General features: G+C 45.2%; 21 protein-coding genes. 2 read left to right on the forward strand and 19 right to left on the reverse strand.

The features are described from left to right. Positions 1 to 48: 48 nt before the first annotated feature. The 18 genes from VTAP4600_RS09190 to VTAP4600_RS09275 all read right to left on the reverse strand — a co-directional run bounded on the left by VTAP4600_RS09190 (position 49) and on the right by VTAP4600_RS09275 (position 16926). Positions 49 to 429, reverse strand: a complete 381-nt coding sequence (locus VTAP4600_RS09190) for a YbaN family protein (protein WP_102522525.1) — start codon at positions 427 to 429, stop codon at positions 49 to 51. Between the two features lie 79 nt (positions 430 to 508). Then, positions 509 to 1954, reverse strand: a complete 1446-nt coding sequence (locus tag VTAP4600_RS09195; RefSeq protein WP_102522526.1) for a Tad domain-containing protein — start codon at positions 1952 to 1954, stop codon at positions 509 to 511. After that, a complete protein-coding gene (locus tag VTAP4600_RS09200; protein WP_102522527.1) occupies positions 1944 to 2633 on the reverse strand; it encodes a hypothetical protein in 690 nt (229 codons plus the stop codon). The genes VTAP4600_RS09195 and VTAP4600_RS09200 overlap by 11 nt, the downstream gene beginning before the upstream one ends. Further along, positions 2633 to 3079 carry a TadE/TadG family type IV pilus assembly protein gene (locus VTAP4600_RS09205; protein ID WP_102522528.1) on the reverse strand — a complete coding sequence of 149 codons (447 nt, stop codon included), beginning with the start codon at positions 3077 to 3079 and terminating at the stop codon, positions 2633 to 2635. The genes VTAP4600_RS09200 and VTAP4600_RS09205 overlap by 1 nt, the downstream gene beginning before the upstream one ends. Further along, positions 3076 to 3798, reverse strand: a complete 723-nt coding sequence (locus VTAP4600_RS09210; protein ID WP_102522529.1) for a tetratricopeptide repeat protein — start codon at positions 3796 to 3798, stop codon at positions 3076 to 3078. The genes VTAP4600_RS09205 and VTAP4600_RS09210 overlap by 4 nt, the downstream gene beginning before the upstream one ends. A gap of 10 nt (positions 3799 to 3808) precedes the next feature. Beyond that, positions 3809 to 4705 carry a type II secretion system F family protein gene (locus tag VTAP4600_RS09215; protein WP_172443108.1) on the reverse strand — a complete coding sequence of 299 codons (897 nt, stop codon included), beginning with the start codon at positions 4703 to 4705 and terminating at the stop codon, positions 3809 to 3811. Between the two features lie 16 nt (positions 4706 to 4721). Continuing rightward, positions 4722 to 5618 (reverse strand): type II secretion system F family protein, encoded by an 897-nt coding sequence (locus VTAP4600_RS09220; protein WP_102522531.1) that lies wholly within the window; start codon positions 5616 to 5618, stop codon positions 4722 to 4724. Continuing rightward, positions 5608 to 6942 carry a TadA family conjugal transfer-associated ATPase gene (locus tag VTAP4600_RS09225; protein WP_102522532.1) on the reverse strand — a complete coding sequence of 445 codons (1335 nt, stop codon included), beginning with the start codon at positions 6940 to 6942 and terminating at the stop codon, positions 5608 to 5610. The genes VTAP4600_RS09220 and VTAP4600_RS09225 overlap by 11 nt, the downstream gene beginning before the upstream one ends. Beyond that, positions 6942 to 7460 (reverse strand): CpaE/TadZ family protein, encoded by a 519-nt coding sequence (locus VTAP4600_RS09230; RefSeq protein ID WP_145958571.1) that lies wholly within the window; start codon positions 7458 to 7460, stop codon positions 6942 to 6944. The genes VTAP4600_RS09225 and VTAP4600_RS09230 overlap by 1 nt, the downstream gene beginning before the upstream one ends. A gap of 18 nt (positions 7461 to 7478) precedes the next feature. Beyond that, on the reverse strand, positions 7479 to 8138 hold the full coding sequence (locus tag VTAP4600_RS09235; protein WP_102522534.1) for a CpaE/TadZ family protein: 660 nt from the start codon (positions 8136 to 8138) through the stop codon (positions 7479 to 7481). Then, entirely contained in the window at positions 8138 to 8767 is a 630-nt protein-coding gene (locus tag VTAP4600_RS09240; protein ID WP_102522535.1) for a CpaD family pilus assembly lipoprotein, read from the reverse strand. Before VTAP4600_RS09240 ends, VTAP4600_RS09235 begins: the two co-directional genes overlap by 1 nt. 9 nt (positions 8768 to 8776) lie before the next feature. Continuing rightward, the gene (locus tag VTAP4600_RS09245) at positions 8777 to 9682 is read right to left on the reverse strand and encodes a type II and III secretion system protein family protein (RefSeq protein WP_102522536.1); all 906 of its coding nucleotides are present in this window, start codon (positions 9680 to 9682) and stop codon (positions 8777 to 8779) included. Next, positions 9655 to 11037 (reverse strand): o-succinylbenzoate--CoA ligase, encoded by a 1383-nt coding sequence (gene menE, locus VTAP4600_RS09250; protein ID WP_102522537.1) that lies wholly within the window; start codon positions 11035 to 11037, stop codon positions 9655 to 9657. The genes VTAP4600_RS09245 and menE overlap by 28 nt, the downstream gene beginning before the upstream one ends. A gap of 28 nt (positions 11038 to 11065) precedes the next feature. After that, positions 11066 to 12052, reverse strand: a complete 987-nt coding sequence (menC, locus tag VTAP4600_RS09255; protein WP_102522538.1) for an o-succinylbenzoate synthase — start codon at positions 12050 to 12052, stop codon at positions 11066 to 11068. Positions 12053 to 12138: 86 nt separating this feature from the next. Next, positions 12139 to 13005, reverse strand: coding sequence for a 1,4-dihydroxy-2-naphthoyl-CoA synthase (gene menB, locus VTAP4600_RS09260; protein ID WP_102522539.1), 867 nt, complete (start codon positions 13003 to 13005; stop codon positions 12139 to 12141). Positions 13006 to 13037: 32 nt separating this feature from the next. Next, positions 13038 to 13826: a 2-succinyl-6-hydroxy-2,4-cyclohexadiene-1-carboxylate synthase gene (menH, locus tag VTAP4600_RS09265; protein ID WP_102522540.1), complete on the reverse strand. Its 789-nt coding sequence runs from the start codon at positions 13824 to 13826 to the stop codon at positions 13038 to 13040. Beyond that, complete coding sequence (gene menD / locus VTAP4600_RS09270; RefSeq protein ID WP_102522541.1) at positions 13826 to 15622, reverse strand: 2-succinyl-5-enolpyruvyl-6-hydroxy-3-cyclohexene-1-carboxylic-acid synthase; 1797 nt, start codon at positions 15620 to 15622, stop codon at positions 13826 to 13828. Before menD ends, menH begins: the two co-directional genes overlap by 1 nt. Beyond that, complete coding sequence (locus tag VTAP4600_RS09275) at positions 15619 to 16926, reverse strand: isochorismate synthase (protein ID WP_102523949.1); 1308 nt, start codon at positions 16924 to 16926, stop codon at positions 15619 to 15621. Before VTAP4600_RS09275 ends, menD begins: the two co-directional genes overlap by 4 nt. Positions 16927 to 17174: 248 nt before the next feature. Between VTAP4600_RS09275 and VTAP4600_RS09280 the strand changes: the two genes are divergently transcribed. Further along, positions 17175 to 18389 (forward strand): pyridoxal phosphate-dependent aminotransferase, encoded by a 1215-nt coding sequence (locus tag VTAP4600_RS09280; RefSeq protein WP_102522542.1) that lies wholly within the window; start codon positions 17175 to 17177, stop codon positions 18387 to 18389. A gap of 196 nt (positions 18390 to 18585) precedes the next feature. Further along, positions 18586 to 19218, forward strand: coding sequence for a 3'-5' exonuclease (locus VTAP4600_RS09285; RefSeq protein ID WP_102522543.1), 633 nt, complete (start codon positions 18586 to 18588; stop codon positions 19216 to 19218). Positions 19219 to 19259: 41 nt separating this feature from the next. On the opposite strand, the gene VTAP4600_RS09290 is transcribed toward VTAP4600_RS09285, so the two are convergent. Beyond that, entirely contained in the window at positions 19260 to 19817 is a 558-nt protein-coding gene (locus tag VTAP4600_RS09290; RefSeq protein WP_172443109.1) for an RNA methyltransferase, read from the reverse strand. Positions 19818 to 19832: the final 15 nt, after the last annotated feature.

Below are 19832 nucleotides of genomic sequence, written 5' to 3' on the forward strand. Positions count from 1 at the left end.
CTGAAATAAGCCAAAGCCAGCGAGTTCCTTCGCTGGCTTTTCACTTTTTTACTGACTTACCGTTTGCCCAGAATAAGTCTTACATTTCAAAATAAACCAGGTTTCCATTAGTAAAATCGTTACTAGCAACATTTGAACGTGAACATTGTCCAAAACGAACAGGACAGTTAATCCAATAGACAACCATGTAATGACCAAAATTCTGGTTTTCTCTCTCACCGTTAAGCCTAAGTCAGCCCGAATTCGACTCACAACAGGGCCAAACCAACGATTCGTTTCCAGCCAATGCATAAAACGTGGAGAGGTCATGCCAAAGCAATACATCGCAAGTAAAACAAAAGGCACCGTAGGGAGCAAAGGCACAAAAATGCCGATAAATCCTAACGCTGTCGCCACCCACCCTAATGCCATTAATAAAATTTTTTTCATTTAAAAACCTTTCTACAAGCCAATTTACACGTTACGAATGACGCAACATTGAGTTATTGTTCTCAACTAGTGATATTACCTACAAGTAACGCACTTGATACTGACGAATCGCCAAGCGAGCAAAAAACATCCTTAGTGCGCCTAAGTCGTCTCCTTTTACGTAATTAAAAGTCCCTCCGGTCAGTGCCGCACATTGCCGATAGGCTTGCAGTTCGTCTCGCTTAACACCTTGGTCAAAAATCACTGCATCCATCTTGATGCCTTGTTTATGCAACGAACGACACATAGTACTAAGTAAAGTAACAAAACGCTTTTTTGTCACACCTTTATTATTCGCACCATCGGTAAACATGATGACACGACGTTTGGGCGCTTTTAGTGCTTGATTAACTTTAGGCCAAATTGTAGAGCGCCATTTTGGGTCCAGTAAACGCCAAGCCCAGATTACGCCTTCATCGCCGCCAGTTACGTGAGTCGGGTAATAATCATCAGCTCTGTCTTTGAGTGCTAAAGTGTCATCAGTTATTGGCATCAAGGCCATCGACGGGCATGAGCCATTAGAGCCTATAAACTCCCCAAGTTTCGGCCCTTTTTGAATAAACGGCAGCATATGATCGGGTGTGAAGCCTGAGTTCAAGTCAATCAAGAACTGGCGTAAATCGTTGTTAAACGGAGAACCAGGGTAATTAATCACCAATTCAAAACCCTGCCTCGCCGAATTCGGTACGCGCAATATATCGTTAGGATTATTTAGCTTGTATGGCTTACGTGCCACGCAAGCTCCGCTTCTTTTTCCCTCAACGCCTAATCGATGTAAAAAGTCGCCATCATATCCGTGCATTCTGGCCGTTGGCCTCACTCCCTCCGGTACTCTCCGAGATTGCGGAGTAATCAGTCGATCTTGAAAAGCCTTTCCTACGTTCACGTAACCAGAATAGGGAACCAAACCAATATGATGATCCTTAGATATCGCAACCTCGCCGGTTAAACTATCGATAAAATCATTTAGGATATCCGGCATAATCTCAGAAGGCTTTTTCCCCCCCCCTAACTTACTCGACATCGACGAGCTTAAATCCAAACTTAACACGGTCTCGGTTGATGGGTATTGCCTGAGCAACTCACGACTTACTTGTGCTGAAAGCACGGGAACATCTTTAACAAACGGCTGTATTGGCAAACTCACATTCAGCCTAAGTTGCTCGGAATAACCTAAATTCGATAAGTTTATCGACACTTGCTTAGCTGTTTTCACTGCCTGATCTCGAATACCAACAGGGCTATTATTTATAATAAACGTCCGCACCAAGTATTGACCTTCCGCCTCCGTTACGGCAACGCCCTCCCGAGCGACCAGTGCCAACGCCGCGTCAACGGAATGATTAAGCCTCGTCTGCATAGTGACTAAACGAGTCGCACTGATAGACACAAAAAACATGACCATCATTAAGATCACAAACGTCACCATCAGCACCGTACCACTGCCTTGTTGCTTCGATAACGAAGGCGTGCATTTACACTTCATTGCGATCTCCGCTATACCAGTAACGTCGTAAACTCAGTGAATCAGCAAAAAGGGGGGCATCTATTAGTGTCTTTACGACGCTCATCAACCCAGAGGGCTGATAACAGACGGCAACATAAATAAACTGGCTGTGAGCTCGATTTTTTAATTCAACTTCACGAGTAGAGCTAGAATTGGACAGATACTTAACAAGACGAATTCCACCGGGCACGTTAGGGTACAATTCACAGCTTCCACCGCCCAATGTATTGGTCTTAGCAAACTCTTTACTGCTGGCATTGTTGGAATCACTGATAAATTCAAGCCGCATTGCAAATCGCTCCGAATTCTCTAACCCCATGGTTTCCAGAGCAATCTTAAGTAAGGCTTTCGTCACCTCTGACTCCGGGCAATCATCATGTTTCAAGTTCTGTTGGCTAACACCACAAAGCTGTTGTTCAAAGCGCACATTATTGCTGCTATCTGGGGGAATATCAGCGGCTAATGGCCCAACGGTCGAGACCACTAAATGCAACCTGTCTTGAAAGTGCACGTAGCGTAGGATGTCTACCGCCGCAATCATCAACCCCATAACAATCGAGACATACAGAACCAACTCGATCATAATCACGCCACGTTGTTTATGCCTATTGGACATCGTATTTAAGCTAAAACGGCTAGGAAAATTATCGTTTATCATCACCACTTTCCACCTGAAAAATCTGGCTCATTACGCATGACCATCACACTTCGGTAGTCCCACTGACGAAGGCCATCAGACAAATAAATAGGGACAATCGGCGTAAACGAGTACTTCATCTCATAGCGCACAATGTATTGTTGAAAACCTTTGCCTGAACTGCATTTACCATCCGAATAAGCTTCTAAATCCTCGCAATTCTTAGCCGTCACCGTTACATTCTTGCGCGAAAAATAGAATCGGTCAGTAAAGTGTTGGTCAACATAGTATTCAACGCTTTTTTTTGCATCGGTGCGGCTGTCGTAAACCATTTCTCTAAATTTAAAATCAAGCACACTGCGAACCACAAAATAACGGCTGACTTCTATGGCGATCATGGCGACAGAAAAAAACACCAAAAATGTCACGATGAATTCAACGGCATACGCCCCTCTTTGATGCTTCATTGTGTCGCCTTTAAGCTCTCAAGTTGTGCCAGTAATTGTTCCACTTCATAAGGGCTGGAATACCCTTCAAGAGTGCGAACTGCTTTCGGGTCATCCTGTTGTAGCAAGGCCACTATCGCCGCCAGCATATCGCGTTGCCTATCCCGAACACCTAGCTCATAAAGCGCCACAAGCTGAACTTCCGCTTCGCGATAATCTCCTGATAATATTTGCGAGTACACTAGATTTCGACGTGCTTTTACATCGAGCTTATCTGCCGCTAAAACCTGCATGTACAGAGCTTGTGCTTCTTCATGTCTTTGCAAATAATCTAACGTCACGGCTTTAAGATTACGTAACTCATTTGTGTTTATGTCCGTAGGTAAGTTAACGAACGCCAGCTCAGGGTTTGATAGCTTAAGTTGCGTTTTTGCCATCCAAATACGGCTTTTAGCCCACTCTGGTTGATCTTCTTCTATCTGCTCTAAGTGAGTTTGAGCCAACACCCATTGCTCACTTTTATAGTACAGTCGGCCTAACGCTAAGTTAATTTCAGCATCTGGCTTTTTCTTGTATAAACGTTGATAGATATTAAGAGCCGAGTCCAATTGATTGTTTTGCTCAGACATCATTGCAACCTGCTTCTGCGCATCGGCACTTGCGGAATGCGTACGGCTATCTTGCGATTGGGCGCACCCAACCAGAACCATCAACAGCAAAGCTGTAATCCAATGTTTCATGATTTCTTTCCTATGATAATGCGTCGATGAGCCCTAACAACGCAGGGGCCGCAATCAAAACAAGCGTGGGGAACAAAACGAGTAATATAAGTGGAAGTCCCATTTTTGCAGGGACTTTTGAGGCGAGTTCTTCCATAGACAATAAACGTTTCTGCCGTGTATCAGATGCCACTACTCGCAATGTTTTCGCGATAGACGTGCCGTAATTCATGGCTTGATACAAGGTAATCGCTAACATTCTCAATTCTTCGACCTGAGTTCGGTTGGCAAGGTTTTTAATCGCTTGACTGCGACTGGGTAGAATTCTGAGCTCGTTCACGACTTGTTGGAATTCATCAGCCAATTCAGGGCAAATAGGCCTGATCTTCTGTCCTACTTTTTGCAATGAAACGTCTAGGCTAGTTCCTGCTTCGGCACAAATGACCATCATGTCCATCACATCTGGGCAAAAACGGCTCATTCGAGACTGCCTTGCGTCCGCCAGAGCAGCAACACGCTTTTCGACCAAAATACCGACACCAATAGAAGCCACCAGCGCAATGAGCGCGCTTTTTCCGCTGAGTAATTCAGGGTTGATGAGAAACCATAAAGCAGAGATACATAAGCCAACAACCATCGCACTCATTTTGGCAAATAAAAACCAGGCCAAAGCTTTAGGGTGAAAATACCCCGCCTTAAGTAAGAGAGTTTGTAAGGGCTGTTTATCTCTTTCGGATGAGAGGTATTTTTCGACCCATATAGCGCATGTTAGCCCAACACCTTTCAGTACCAGACCCGCTTGGTTTTGCCTTCTTGGGGTTTGTAATACCAACAGCAAGCGTCGATGAAAACGCTGCTTTTGGTACTTTGTTTGAGCGATTGCGCCTATAAGCACCATAAGCGTTACGGCTAAAATAAATGGCATCATCGTAGTCATCCTATTATTACGACACCTTGGTCAGTCGATTGATCCAAATAAGACCAAGCGCCATACTAACAACCGCATAGGCCAATACGCTCTGACCACTAGGGTCATTAAGCAAGAAGTCGATTTGTTCTGGCTGTTTAACAAATTGCATCGAGAGCAAAACAATGGGAATCGCCGTTACCACCCGTGCAGCGACTCTTGGTTCCGCCGTCAGAGCCAGAACTTTCTGATGAATTTTGCTTTTCTCTCTTAAGCTCGCCCCTAAATTACTGAGTGCGTCCACCAATGGCCCACCGGTTTCAGTGTTCAAACTTAACACTGCGGTAAAATAGCCAAACGCTTCTGAATCCACCCGGTCGGCGGCATCTGAAAAGGCTTGTTGGAACGAGACACCTAACAACAGCGCATCGTAGATTTTACGAAACTCGCTCCCTAACGCCCCCTCAAATGACTCTGAAACACTCAGAACCGAACGATTCAAAGGCACGCCTGCTGCAATCGCTCGGGCAAATACCTCGATAGCATCCGGTAACTGAGCTTCTAACTGCTGCAGGGCTTTCTTCGCTTGATGCGCAATAATGAGCTTGCTCGTCAATGCCATAACGACAACGGCGACACCAAAGGTAAGAACGATGCTTGCGGACATTTTGTAACACAAGGCACCGGCCCCAATACCCACAACCATAACGGGTAGCGTAATACGGGATTTGACTGATTGCAGTTGTAACTCAAACCCAGACATCGACGAAGCTGATAATTTAGCGAACGCGAAATCACCTTGATAATGAATTGACAGAACGCGTTTTGCTTGGCTTCTCAGCGTTGCCAATCGTTTTTGTTTACGCTCCAATTTGGCAACGATCACCGCGATACACACAACAAATGCGAGAACATAAACGGCGTTATTCATCATGATTGACGCCCTCAACCGTTCGTTTTTTCGCTAAGTATTGAGAGGCCAGAAGCTGTTGGGTTTCGTTAAGCAAACCGGCATGCTGTAGTTTTTCTTGCTTGCAACTTTGCTCAACTAAACAATCAAAGTGCCCCTCTAATGTGTCGTCCACAATGCGGCCATCGTAGACAAATTTAAACAACGTATTGAGCGCGATGTGCCCATCATTACAGCCTAGTATTTCTGCAATGTGCGTAATGCGTCGTTTACCATCTCGGCAACGTTCAATTTGCACAACCACATCAATCGATGACGCTATTTGTTTACGAACTAACTCAGGGTTGAGCTTACTTTGGCTCATGCTCAACATGTTCTCTAAACGAATCAAAGCATCAGCGGGAGTATTGGCGTGTACCGTAGACAAGGAGCCATCGTGGCCGGTGTTCATCGCTTGAAGCATATCAAACACCTCCTCGCCGCGAACCTCACCCAATAAAATTCGATCCGGTCTCATCCGAAGCGCATTTTTAACCAAATCGGTTTGAGTTACCGCCCCTGAACCCTCTACACTCTCGGCACGAGTTTCTAGGCTAATAACGTGCGGTTGTTTTAACTGGATCTCTGCCGCATCCTCAATGGTAATCAGTCGTTCATGCTCAGAGATGTGCTCGGAAAGTGCATTGAGCAAGGTTGTTTTACCAGCACCGGTTCCTCCTGAAACGACAATATTCATTTTGGCGCTTACGTAATTGGCCAGCAAACGCGCCATAGACTCCGACAAGTTTTGTTGCTGAGCCATGACCTCAAGAGACAATCGGTTTTTTGAAAACTTACGAATGGATATGACCGTGCCGTTTAGCGATAAAGGAGGGGCTATCACGTTCACTCGGCTACCGTCTTCTAACCGTGCATCGACCATAGGTGACGCTTCATCGATACGTCGACCAACTAGGCTCGCAATTCTCTGTGCTATGTTATGTACGTGTTCTTGATTACGAAAAACAATGGACGTCAACTCGAGTTTGCCATGCCTTTCGGCATAAACCTGATCGCAACCATTCACCATGATATCCGCCACATTAGGATCATTTAGCAGACTTTCTAGTTGACCTAACCCCAATATGTCGTCGATCAATTCTTTAGTGAGTTTTTGTTGTTCACGTAAATTCATGGTGACTTTGCTGTCTAGTGCTAGCTGGTTCAGCGATTGAAAGACGGTAAACTCAAGTTCTTTTACCGACATTTCCAATGCTTTACTGGGATCAAGCGACTCCAACAGCGCGTCTCGAACCGCGCCTATTTGCTCTTGCCTTACCTTTTCAGTTTGATGAATATCGTGAGCCATTACGCGAGTTTCCTTTTATTCCAAAAAGAAAACAGGCCGGATTTTTTCAGCTTCGCCTGCCCCAAACAGTCCAGCGCTAGGTCTTGTAGCTGTGCTGCTGTCTTACCACCATGCTGGCTTAACATTTGACCGCTTTCTTGAGCCTGAGTAAATTTCTTACCGTTGTAATCCAGAACATGCCCAACCTGAATGCCAATGGCTTGTTCAAATTCTTGTAAAGTCAGTAACCTGCCAGATTCTGGCCTAACTTGATTAACAACGGTAATCGCACGTAAATGCTCATGTTTTTCTATAAAAGTTAACGCTTTAGCCAGTTCACGAGCACCCGACAAAGTCAGGTCAGAAACCAATACGCAGGTCTGGCAATGAGCCAGAACTGCGTCTATTTTATCAACACTACTCTTCGCGCTGTCCCAAACATGAGCGGCATATTCTTGATTCACTAAGCGGGCTAAGGAAGCCAACTCCCCCACTTTGAACATTGGAGACTGAGCAAAGGGCATATTGTCATCTAACAAAGCAAGTCGCTCGTTTACTTATACAACGCTTCGCTCCAGCAGCAAGGGATCCAACTCTTGCGCATAAGCCAGTAAGCCAGACAATTGCCCATGATTATCTTGGTTTAAGTGAAGGCCTAAATCTCCTTGTTGAACATCAAGATCTATCGCCAAAGTATGTCGATGGTGTGCATTAGGCAGTAACCAAGCAATATTGGACGCTATGGTCGTCGCACCGACTCCTCCTTTTAAGCCCCAAATACATGTGCCGTTCAGTCGAGTCGAGCTTAATTCGCTACCTAGTTCAATACGCTTGAACACCTTCATAACCGCGTCGTGGTTTAATGGCGTAGGCAGATAATCAAAAACACCAAGCGCAACCAAAGCACGATATTTATCGATGCCTTGATCCGGCGCGATAACAATGAGTTTTGTCGAGACGGAACATAATGAAAGCAGCGCCTCTGCAACTGACAATATGTTTTCGTGTTCAGACAGCTCAACAAGCACTATGTCGGTATGCGCATGTTCGCGGCAATACGCCATCGCTTTTTGGCTGTTTCCTTGGTGTAACTGGCTATCGAAATTACGCTGGTTGAGTAACTCTGCCAATTTCTGCTTATCCGCATCACAGGTCAAATAAGCTGAAACTGACAGGGTTTGTCCCGTTACAATCATATTAGATGAGTTCGTTTCCATTATTCACCTCCCACACTGATCGGTTGGGTTTGAAGTGGCATTACCGCTCCTTGATTAAATGCTTCTACCGCACTCACACCTTGAACGCTGCTGTTATTTTGGTAAATTTTTCCTTGTAAGAAATCCCTTGGGTCAGCAACCATCGCGACTTGATTTTGTATGCTGGCACACGCATGGTTTGGGCTATATCCCGTTTTACCATCAAACGTTTCTGGGAATGCCGCCGCATTCTCACAGCCAATCACCCTTGCCACCGCATAATCCCCAACGACAGTCACCTGCTGAATGTCAGCAGGCTGAAATGTAAATAAACTTGCATCTGCTACGTTAGATTGGGTGTGCGACGTCAACATCGACACCTGTTTTTTTGACCAGACATTGGGGTAATGGATCGTGGCTCTTATTAGCGCCGGGGTGTTTAGATGCGCAAGAAAGTCGCCCATTTTACGCTTCATTGATTGTGTCATTTCCAGCTCCATGTGCCGGGTTTGTATATCAACGATAATTTGAGGTTCTTGGTAGGGCGTCGATAGCCTGTCTTCCATTTTTATCATTTGAGTTCGATTAAACTCACAGCCAGCTAACAATCCGCACGCCACTGCAATCAGAGTTAAGTTTCGCTTCAACATGGTCATTCCTTAAAATTCAAAGCCTTTAAATGCTTCGCTTGCGATGGCTTGCGGCGGTTTTTGGTACGCTTCTATCGGCTTCAAACTGCGGCCAAATATTAAACGTTCGAATGGACTTGAAAGGTGCAAATTGTCCGTCGGTAATGCTAACGGTGCACGCGTTGGTTCAACCAAATGTGCACTGGCAATAATCACCAATTCTGACTCGCTATTTTTAAACTGACTGGACTCGAATAGGCGACCCAATACTGGGATCTGATTCACCCATGGCAGATGCTGAAGATCATCGTTTACTCTGCGCTTTATCAGTCCTGCGAGCGCAAAACTTTGTCCTGAAGCCAGTTCAACACTGGTTTCTGCCCGGCGAATATCAAATCCCTGCTGAACAATACCGTCCGTGACTACGCTGTTTGCTGAAGAAAGATCACTGATCTCTGTTTTTACCTTCAAGGCAATTCTGTTGTTAGACATGATGGTTGGCGTCACGGCCAGTAACACACCAAAAGGTCGATATGAAATAGATGCCGAACCATCACTACCACCACTGATCACCTGCGGGACTTCACCACCAGCCAAAAATGATGCCGTTTCACCAGTTGTTGCCGTCAAATTGGGTTCCGCTAACACGGTAACAAGGTTTTCCTCCGCTAAAATGTCGACCATTCCAACAATGTCTTCAATTGGGCGTAATGGATCGACATTGGCACCTTTAAATAGGTTTTCGGTAATGATTGAGTTGTCCGAAATTGCCACTTTCTTGTATCCCGACGCAAAACTTTTGTTCAAATAGTTCCACTGAAAGCCGAAGTTCTCTTTCACTTGCTTGCTTACTTCTGCGATCCGGATACGAATGTTCACTTGAGTAGGGGCGTTGATTTTTAAACGATTCAAATAGCCATTTGTTGCAGTAACCATTGTTTAATTGATTGCCTCGATACTTTGATGCCACTTCCTAGCAATTCGGTCGGCATTAAATAATAAGCGATGGGCCATTTAAATTTGGTGAGCTTTGAGGCAATGAACGCTTCGTAATCGCCTTTATTCAATAGTCTATCTGCGATCAACACTGCCACAGGTCGATGGCCAAATTCGGCATCCACCATTGGCACTACATAGCTTTGTTGAATTTGTGGAAGAGCATTGAGTACGGCTTCAATTTCTTCGCAATGAATATTCTCTCCACCAGATATAAACTGGTTATCGGCTCTGCCTATGATTTTCAGCTGATTATTGGCTTGCCATTGACCTAAGTCCTTAGTATCAAACCAACCATCTTGCTCGATTAACGAGATAACATTGCCCTGTTGATAATAGCCTACAGCCAGCGTTTCTCCGGCGATATAGATTCTGTCCCCTACTAACTTTAACTGCCTATTAGGTAGCACACTTCCTGCATTGGCAAGTTCATCGGTTCGCTTAGCGGTTACCGTTGAGGCAGCCTCAGTCATACCATAACCTAACCAAGTATCTACGCCTCTAGCCTGAGCTTTCTGGCATAGAGAATTACAGACATGACTCCCTCCGAGCAATACGCGTTTTAACCGTAATGTCAGGTTGTCTTCGAGTGCTCGCTGCAGTTGTACAGCAACCAAAGAAGCATGAGTCACTTGAGTTAAGTCGTAGGATATGCCTTTGTCACTAGGCATCACTAATGTCGCCCCCACCACTAACCAACGCCAGATAATTGCGAGCCCTGAAACATGATACATAGGTAAGCTTAATAACCAACTGTCTGTTGGCTCAAATTCGAACTTGCTAAGCAACCCTTTTGCGCTCGCGATATGTTGGGATGCATTATGTGCAACAGCTTTAGGTTTTCCAGAGGAACCCGAAGTAAAAATAAGACTAACAAGCTGATGAGAAGACAGAGCATTAAACGGCTCGATACAGACATTCGATGCGCTAGCCAAAGAATCTACGGTCCAACTGAATCTAGGCAGATCACATGCAGATTCTGCTTGATATTGCCACCAAACGCACTTAGGGACTAAAGTTTGAAACTTACCTTCCAGCACAGACCAAGGATCTGGCGAGATGGGAGACATAATGGCCCCTATCTCTAAACACGCCATGTACAGAAACAACAGGTCAGGGCAATTTTTGCCCACAGCAGCAACAACATCGTTGCGATTCACGCCTTCAGCCTTAAGCTGTAACGCAATCTTGCCCACTAGCACACTCAGCTCCGACCAAGTAACATCAGAGCTGCGAGTTTTTAGGGCAAGCTTACTTGGCTGGTACTGCGACCAATACTGTAAATAACTTATCATTGTTCAGACCTACCACGACACGTAAAAATTACGCGTAATAGACAAGCTCTTGGCTATCTAAAGTCAATAATGGTAGTTGGCTTTTAGGCCATGCCACATCCAATTGCACTTGGAACATATTTAACGTATCCAAGCCTGGTAATTGATCAGGAGTGAGCCATTTTGCCATTCTCGCTAACTGACAAAGCCCAAGGCTAGATTCAATGCTAGAGCTGATCACCGCTTTCATACCAAGCTTTTTGGCCTGAGTAACAAGATCTACACAACGATCAATTGAACCGATTAGAGTTGGCTTAATCACGATGGTTTTTGCACCCGTCAAATCCGCTAGTTTAAAGTCCGGACGGCGGACGGCTTCTTGAAGTGTTTCATCCCAAGCAATCGCAATACCGGTATCAATGGCAAGAGAAAAGCTGTCTCCTGGCTGCTGGCATGGCTCTTCCAAATATACGATTCTCTGGCGGTATGAAGGATTAATGTACTGAGCAAACTTGTGGGCTTTTTCAGGTGTCCAAGCTCGGTTAGCATCCAGACGAAGTGTGAGTTCTGGAATTGACTCTAGAAACAAGTTCACTAACATTCCGTCTCGAATCGGCTCATATAAGCCCACTTTAATTTTTGCCACCTTCTCGCCCGGCATATCATTTAATACCGGGATCAGCTCATCAGGGTCACCGACACACAGCGGAGCAACCTGGTAAGCACCGTCAATAGGCAGCCCATCACTGAGCTCCATTATCGCGGCAGATAGACCAAATGCGACGGAAGGATGTAAACCAGCATAATCAAATTCTTGACCCGTTTGCCACAATTCTAACTGCGACTGAGCTTGTTGCCCTGCTTCTGATAAACTTTCAACACTGAATCCAGCGAGTGGTGCAATTTCACCGCGGCCAATTTTTCCGTCTTGGCATAACTCCACGATGTAACCTTCTCGCTCTGAAAGACGTTGATCTCGTAAGACAACACCACTGTCCATGGGCAATTTGTATCGATACAACTTAACTTGGCGCATAGGGGGTTCCTAAGTGTGAAATCAAAAAGGCTTAATGTGTGGTAGACGCTTAATGCCCGACCAACAAACTAAGCCAAAACTGGGCGTTACGGGTTACGCGGGTACTTATCAAAATCAGGACGACGCTTTTCATTAAATGCGTTACGACCTTCTTGACCTTCCTCTGTCATGTAGAACATCATCGTCGCGTTGCCTGCTAGCTCTTGTAAGCCCGCTTGACCATCACAGTCTGCGTTTAAGGCCGCCTTCAAACAACGTAGTGCCATTGGGCTATGTTGCAACGCTTCACGACACCAACGTACACTTTCTCGCTCGAGTTCATTAACCGGTACAACGGTATTAACCAAGCCCATATCCAAGGCTTCTTGCGCATCATAGAAACGACATAAGAACCAGATTTCACGCGCTTTCTTCTGACCAACAATACGAGCCATGTAAGATGCGCCCCAGCCACCGTCGAATGAGCCCACTTTTGGACCAGTCTGACCAAATTGAGCATTTTCCGCGGCGATGGTTAAATCACACATCATGTGAAGTACATGACCACCACCCACAGCGTAACCCGCTACTGCTGCAATAACAGGTTTAGGGCAAGTTCGGATTTGGCGTTGGAAATCAAGTACGTTCAGGTGATGCGTACCTTCTTCGTCACGGTAGCCACCGTAATCACCACGAATTTTCTGGTCGCCACCACTGCAGAACGCATCTTCACCTAAACCCGTAAGAATAATCGCGCCGACTTTACTGTCATAACGGGCGTCTGCTAGAGCCTTCATCATTTCGTTTACGGTTTGAGGACGAAATGCGTTACGTACTTGTGGACGTGCAATGGTGATTTTTGCGATGCCATCGTTTGATTTGTGGTAATAAATGTCTTCGTAATCAGCACCACAATCTAGCCATTCAACTGGTGCATACAACTCTTCTTCCGTAATGCCAACTGTTCTTGCCATTTCTTTTCCCATCCTATGATGTGATATCAGCGCTAGGCTGTTACTTTTCTAATGATTTGAGCAAACGCTTCGGGTTGCTCTTGATGTACGTTATGCCCGGCTTGCTCTACCAGGCTGAATATTAATTCGCTAGAACGTGCCAAGTGTGTAAATTTAGCGTCTCTTTCGCCACAGATATAATGCAACCTAGGCGACGTTAGCTCTTGCAAGCGATTCAATAAATAGGGTTGTTTAGCCAATGACGTTGCCATCAACATACTTGCAATCGCGAGACCTTTATTATGCTTGCGCTTAGCAAGCAAAGTTTGTCTTTGCTCATCATTTAGTGAACTAAACACGGCTTGCTGGTACCAAGCGTCCAATACTTGTTCGATCGGTTCGGAACTAAAGCGTTCCGCCCATCGTTCATCGCTTATCCATCGCTGCCGTTTTTCAGCCACTTCACGCAACCCAAAGTTGCCGCCTTCCAGTACAACATTCGAAATATTCAATGATGCAAAGCCGCCATAGGCTAAGCCGTACATGGTAATTCGAGCCCCTAAAGAGTAGCCAACAATAGTCACTTTTCTACCTTTTGAGATCACGTTTTGAGCCGCTTTGACAACAAGCTCACAAACATAGTCGAAATCTGAACATGAGATGCTTTGCGACTGCCCATGAAAAGGCAAATCAATGGCAAGGCATGAATAGTCTTGTAGATAAGGAGTAATAGAGAGCCAATCATCAGAAGCCCCCAGCAGCCCATGTAAAAAAATAATCACAGGCTTACTGGAGTCTAGATCAGCGGTTAACCAATGAGTGTTTAGCTTTTGGCTTAACATTATTGATGACTGTCACGTAGATGGCTTGCCGTGCAGAGGCTTTGCTGTAGCGCAGAAATTCGTTTAAGTTCGTTTGATGCCTGCCCAGCAGGAGTAATGATTTCAACGACCAACGCCCCTTTACCGTAGGCAAAGTGTTGCTCGACGACATTCTGACACTCAGTTAGACTTTGTGGGGCGTGGTAAGCCAAACCAAATTGTTTCGCTGCAAATTCGAATTGATAGCCGTGAGGCATCTGGTACAGTGCGGTTTTCTTGTCATCCTCGACGGGCAGTAAATCGAAAATTGCCCCACCATCATTATTCGTAACGATCAAAACCACTGGAAAATCATTCGTTGCGAACTCATCAGTATGCGATTGATGTGAAGTCAGCAAAGCCAGAGAGTTTAAGTCATGCAGTAAGGACGTATCTCCTAGCATCACCAGCATCGGACGCTGACGATAACGTTGCACACCAGCCGCAGTCGCGACCAACCCATCGATACCAGAAGCACCACGATTACTGTAGGTTTCTCGCGGCAGCCAAACCCCTAACATATCTATCAAGCGAACAATCAAACTGTTACCGATAAATACATCGCTCTCTTGTAAAGACCAAGTGAGCACCTCTTGTGCAAATGAGGTTTCACTAAACGAAGTCGGAGTCTTGATACCGTCGACATCACGTTTAACTGACAAACTATAATCCGCTAACTGCTTCGACCAACGTTTAACGTCGCGATCAACATCCAGCGGTGTCGCACAAGCTTCTAATTCATTCAGTTGGGCATTAACCCAAGCTACCGGGTCGCAAACCACAGTCTGCATACGTATATGGCTTGGATTTAAGCGCTGGGTGTTATCTTGCACCAGCCGGTACTCACAATCAGGATTCAAGTTAGTAAGTACCTGATTAAGACGTTTTGAAACCAGACGAGCACCAAATTGAATGACCACGTCACATTGGCTTAATACAACATTGGCTTCTGGATTTTGTAGCCAGAAATCGAAATGAGCCCATTCACTGGTTACGCCTGATTGGGGGTCACACAATACGGGCCAGCCAAGATGCTGAGCCAGCTTCAAACCGGACTGAGCCTGCTCCAAAGAAATAGAACCGAGAATAACCACACCTTTACGCTGCGGCTGCCATAAAGGCAATGGAGGGTTAGCTTGCTCACAGGCAGTAGCCGTTTGCACATAAGTCTGTTTCGCTTGGTCCTGATACCATGACGACAGTGGCAACAAATAATCATGCTGCCAAGGCAATGCACCTTCGCCATAAAGTGGCTCAGGATAAGCGCAGTTAATATGAATCGGGCCACCAAGACGTGCTTGAACCTCAAGACCTCGGTCAAGCGAAGTTAATAACCAACACGGAGAAATTCGTTCGCTAGGGCTTGGCAAGTCAAGAGCCCAACCAACATGAGAAGAAAAAATCCCACTTTGAACAATCGCTTGATTTGCCCCACAGCCTACCAATTCAGGCGGCCTATCCGCCGTTAGCAAAATTAGCTTCTCACCAGTAAGGCAAGCTTCTGCAACCGCCGGTAACAAATTGGCAACCGCTGTACCGGATGTCACCACAATCGCCACCGGGGTTTTGCTTGCTTTGGCAAGCCCTAGTGCCATAAAACCAAGCCCGCGCTCATCAAAATGCCGATGGAGTCTTAAACGAGGATGAGCATCCGCTTGCAAAATAAGTGGGGTAGAACGAGAGCCGGGAGCAACACAAACATCAGTCACTCCATGGCGAGATAATTCTTCGAAAATGATCGTAGACCAAGTGCTGTTTAAGCTAGCTTGCCCTATCACGAAGCCACTCCTAATGGAGATTGTTCAGTGATTAATGTAAGAAGCGTCGACATTTTTCTATCTAACTCCTGCCATTCAAATTCACTGTCTGAACCAGGAACAATTCCCGCTCCTGCAAATAACTTGACGCATTTATCTAATACCAACGCACTGCGAATCGCGACACAAAACTCAGCTCGGTCATGGCTAATGAATCCAACTGAACCGCTATACCAACCACGAGCAAATGGTTCATGCTCGGCAATAAAGCTTAGTGCTTCATCACGAGGCAGACCTGCCACCGCAGCCGTCGGCTGTAATGCAGCCAGTAACTGTACGCCATTAACACCAATTTTGAGTTGAGCGCTGATCTCTCGTTTTAAATGCTGAACTTTACGTAAGCGAATTAAACGAGTTTCATCTTGTACGTCAATTTCATGGGCATGCTCCGCCAGGCTACCGACAATATCATCCACGACATATTGATTTTCTTGCAAATTCTTCGCATCGTTGCTTAACCAATTTGCCAGCGCTAGATCTTCTTGGGCATCACAACCACGGCCGATAGTTCCCGCGAGAGCTTCGGTAAACAACTCGGTTCCATAGCGACAATATAGGCGCTCAGGAGTAGAACCCATAAAAGCATGGGACTTATCTAAGGCAAAAAGAAAGTGAAAACTGTGGTGATTGCTCAAGGTGCTCGCTTTCAAAAATTGAGCCGCGTTAATAGAATGGTGCAAAGCCAATTCAGTTTTACGAGCCAAAACGACTTTCTTGAACTGGCCTTGTTCAATATGTTCGAGCGCTTTGTCTACTAACGCCGACCAATGTGGAAACTCAGGGGTATGTTGGATAGATTCAATATGAGTTGGCTCATCTTGCAATGTCACCACATCACAACACAAACGCGTCAGTGCTTGAATTGCCTTCGCTTTTCCACCATTCAAATTCACATTTAACGACCAATGCTGGTCAAAGCGGATTAATTCAATTTGAGGTAAGAAGAAAAAAGACGACATACAGCGTCGGTTTTTCTCCGTGCTGCCATCAAAGGATCGACCGCCCCATACTCGTTGACCTTCGCTCAAAACAGCATAAGCCGGAGCAGGTTCAGAAAAGATATGTTCTTTACCAAGCGCGACGACCTCTTCACGAGTGTCACGAGACTGCCAATAAAACTTTGGAAATAAAGGTTGCGCGTCTAGCCAATCAATAAACGAAAAACCAGCGTCTAGCTCAATGCTATGACTGATTCTACTGTCGTTTTCTGATGCCTGCTCTATTTGCTGAATTAGCGCATTTATTGTCTGCTGAAAGTGCGACAAAGTCACCTCGCTCACTTATGATTCTTATTAATATGCCACTTGCGGGTGATACTTTATTTGTTGAACTCTATTAGATCAAGAAGTAGCAAGGTAATTTGCGGGCTACTGACTATCTTGATGATTAAAATTCAAACAATTCTGATATTTATCTTTGGCTAGTGAAGTAAGATTTGTCAGATATTTATTCTATACAAATGTAAAATAGTGTAATTTGGTAACGTAAAATAATTATTATCGGGATGCAAGTAATGAAAAATATCGGGATGTCATCAAAACTCAACAATGTCTGCTACGACATTAGGGGTCCTGTACTCAAACATGCTAAGCGCATGGAGGAAGAGGGGCATAAAATATTGAAGTTAAATATTGGCAACCCCGCCCCATTTGGTTTTGACGCCCCAGACGAAATACTTGTAGATGTGATTAGAAACCTACCAACATCACAGGGTTACTGTGATTCAAAAGGAATTTACTCAGCCCGAAAAGCCGTTGTCCAGCATTATCAGAAAAAAGGCCTGCTCAATTTAGACGTTGAAGATGTCTACATCGGTAACGGCGTTTCAGAATTGATCGTAATGGCGATGCAAGCTTTGCTAAACAATGGCGATGAAATGTTAGTACCAGCGCCAGACTACCCTTTGTGGACCGCTGGTGTGTCTCTCTCAGGTGGTACGGCCGTGCACTACCTTTGTGATGAAGAATCGGATTGGTACCCTGACCTTGATGACATTAAAGCCAAGATCACACCAAAAACACGTGGCATTGTACTAATCAACCCTAACAACCCGACGGGTGCCGTTTATAGCCGGGATTTCTTACTCCAAGTGGTCGAGATTGCACGTCAGCATAATCTGATCATTTTTGCAGACGAGATCTACGACAAAGTGCTTTACGATGGCGCCACCCACACTTCCATTGCCACACTTGCAGATGACGTGTTAATGGTGACGTTCAATGGTATATCCAAAGCCTATCGAGTATGTGGTTTCCGTGGTGGCTGGATGTTCCTAACCGGCCCTAAACACATGGCGAAAGGCTACATCGACGGCTTAGACATGCTTTCCTCGATGCGTCTATGCGCTAACGTGCCAATGCAGCATGCTATCCAAACGGCGTTAGGTGGCTACCAAAGTATTAATGAACTCATTCTTCCTGGCGGCCGCCTGCTAGAGCAACGAGATAAGGCCTACGAACTGATCACCCAAATTCCGGGCATCACTTGTGTTAAACCAAAGGGAGCCATGTACCTATTCCCTAAACTGGATGTTAAAAAGTTCAACATCACCAATGACCAACAGTTTGTGCAAGATTTCTTAGTTCAAGAAAAAGTACTACTGGTGCAAGGTACTGGTTTTAATTGGCCAAAACCGGATCACTTCCGAATTGTCACCTTGCCACATATTGAAGACTTAGAAACAGCGATTGGCCGACTGGATCGATTCTTGTCGACTTATAGACAATAAGAACTAAGTACTAAAAACGAAGTGCTAAAAGCGAAGTGCTAAAAGCGAAGTAAGAGCAAAAATTCAGAGCTCTAGACTTAGCACTTCGTATCTATCGCTTAGTACTTCCTGTCTCTCACTTCGCATTTAGCTTTTCGTACTTAGCACTTGAAATAATGCTACTATCCCACCAACTTTCTTCACTCAGATCTTCGCTATGCTTTTAACTCAACAACCCGCAGACACGCTTATCGTTCTCGATTTTGAAACCACTGGTCTTTCTCCTAATCAAGGGGACAGAGCAATAGAGATTGGTGCAGTAAAACTAGAAAATGGTCAAGTAACCGATCGTTTTCAACAGCTCATGAATCCAGGGTTTCGAGTTAGTGGTTTTATTGAAAACTATACGGGGATTAATAACAACATGCTGCGTAATGCACCGAGTTGTGAAGAAGTCATGGCTGATTTTGGTGAGTTTATTCAAGGATATAACCTTGTGGCGCATAATGCGTCTTTTGACCAACGTTTTTTGGATGCAGAACTCGATACAATTGGCTGTCAGTATCAAGGGGAATTTGTTTGCTCGATGCTGTTAGCACGGCGTTTATATCAGAATGCACCAAACCACAAACTGGGTGGTTTAGTGGAATACAAGAATATCCAACACGATGGTGTGTTTCACCGAGCATTAGCCGATTCCGAGATGACCGCTAAACTATGGTTGCAGATGCTGGAAGATCTAAAAACGCAGCATCAGGTCAATCAGCCAGATTTCAAGTTAGTGAAAAAAATCACTAAAACCAGTAAATCAGCGCTTCCCCAAATGCTGCGTCGAAGTGCTAAAGGCTAAGTTAAAAGTAGTCGCTCTACTTAGCTTTTAGAACCTCGCTTTTAGTACTTCCCTTTCACCACCAAATTGTTTCGGTTATCTCGGCTACTGCGAATCAACTCGTCACCTTGAATACGTTGAGTTGACTTCGCAAGGCGATCGTAGAGCAGTACATTAACCGTTGCAGCTAAGTTCATGCAGCCTACGGTTGGTACATAAACCACGCTGTCTGCGCGATCGACAACATCCTGTGTAATGGTGCCATCTTCAGGACCAAAAACGTATAACGCTTGTTCAGGATGTTCAAACTCTGGCAACGAGATCGCCCCCTCGGCCAACTCCACACACACAACTTTCGTTTCTGGATGTAAATCATCTAGCAGAGAAGACATGCTTTTAAGCGGGATTTTGTTTGCCACATTTTTAGTGTCGGTTTGAAATTTAGCAGCCTTCCCGTAGCGTTCACCGGTATAAAGTACTTGGTCTACCTGATAGCATCCAGCGGCGCGCATGACAGCACCTACGTTGGTTGGGCTTTTCGGGTTACTCAGTCCAACGGTAACTTTGACGATGTTTACGACTTCTGCAGGTTCGGCCTGTTGCGAATTTTCACTACTCACGATTCATCTTCCACT

Origin of the sequence: Vibrio tapetis subsp. tapetis (assembly GCF_900233005.1) — a bacterium.
Lineage (GTDB): Bacteria > Pseudomonadota > Gammaproteobacteria > Enterobacterales > Vibrionaceae > Vibrio > Vibrio tapetis.

Coding starts and splice junctions, on each gene's coding strand:
- VTAP4600_RS09190 (WP_102522525.1), bottom strand. CDS start 429: ATGAAAAAAATTTTATTAATGGCATTAGGGTGGGTGGCGACAGCGTTA.
- VTAP4600_RS09195 (WP_102522526.1), bottom strand. CDS start 1,954: ATGAAGTGTAAATGCACGCCTTCGTTATCGAAGCAACAAGGCAGTGGT.
- VTAP4600_RS09200 (WP_102522527.1), bottom strand. CDS start 2,633: ATGATAAACGATAATTTTCCTAGCCGTTTTAGCTTAAATACGATGTCC.
- VTAP4600_RS09205 (WP_102522528.1), bottom strand. CDS start 3,079: ATGAAGCATCAAAGAGGGGCGTATGCCGTTGAATTCATCGTGACATTT.
- VTAP4600_RS09210 (WP_102522529.1), bottom strand. CDS start 3,798: ATGAAACATTGGATTACAGCTTTGCTGTTGATGGTTCTGGTTGGGTGC.
- VTAP4600_RS09215 (WP_172443108.1), bottom strand. CDS start 4,705: ATGATGCCATTTATTTTAGCCGTAACGCTTATGGTGCTTATAGGCGCA.
- VTAP4600_RS09220 (WP_102522531.1), bottom strand. CDS start 5,618: ATGATGAATAACGCCGTTTATGTTCTCGCATTTGTTGTGTGTATCGCG.
- VTAP4600_RS09225 (WP_102522532.1), bottom strand. CDS start 6,942: ATGGCTCACGATATTCATCAAACTGAAAAGGTAAGGCAAGAGCAAATA.
- VTAP4600_RS09235 (WP_102522534.1), bottom strand. CDS start 8,138: ATGGAAACGAACTCATCTAATATGATTGTAACGGGACAAACCCTGTCA.
- VTAP4600_RS09240 (WP_102522535.1), bottom strand. CDS start 8,767: ATGTTGAAGCGAAACTTAACTCTGATTGCAGTGGCGTGCGGATTGTTA.
- VTAP4600_RS09245 (WP_102522536.1), bottom strand. CDS start 9,682: ATGGTTACTGCAACAAATGGCTATTTGAATCGTTTAAAAATCAACGCC.
- menE (WP_102522537.1), bottom strand. CDS start 11,037: ATGATAAGTTATTTACAGTATTGGTCGCAGTACCAGCCAAGTAAGCTT.
- menC (WP_102522538.1), bottom strand. CDS start 12,052: ATGCGCCAAGTTAAGTTGTATCGATACAAATTGCCCATGGACAGTGGT.
- menB (WP_102522539.1), bottom strand. CDS start 13,005: ATGGCAAGAACAGTTGGCATTACGGAAGAAGAGTTGTATGCACCAGTT.
- menH (WP_102522540.1), bottom strand. CDS start 13,826: ATGTTAAGCCAAAAGCTAAACACTCATTGGTTAACCGCTGATCTAGAC.
- VTAP4600_RS09280 (WP_102522542.1), top strand. CDS start 17,175: ATGAAAAATATCGGGATGTCATCAAAACTCAACAATGTCTGCTACGAC.
- VTAP4600_RS09285 (WP_102522543.1), top strand. CDS start 18,586: ATGCTTTTAACTCAACAACCCGCAGACACGCTTATCGTTCTCGATTTT.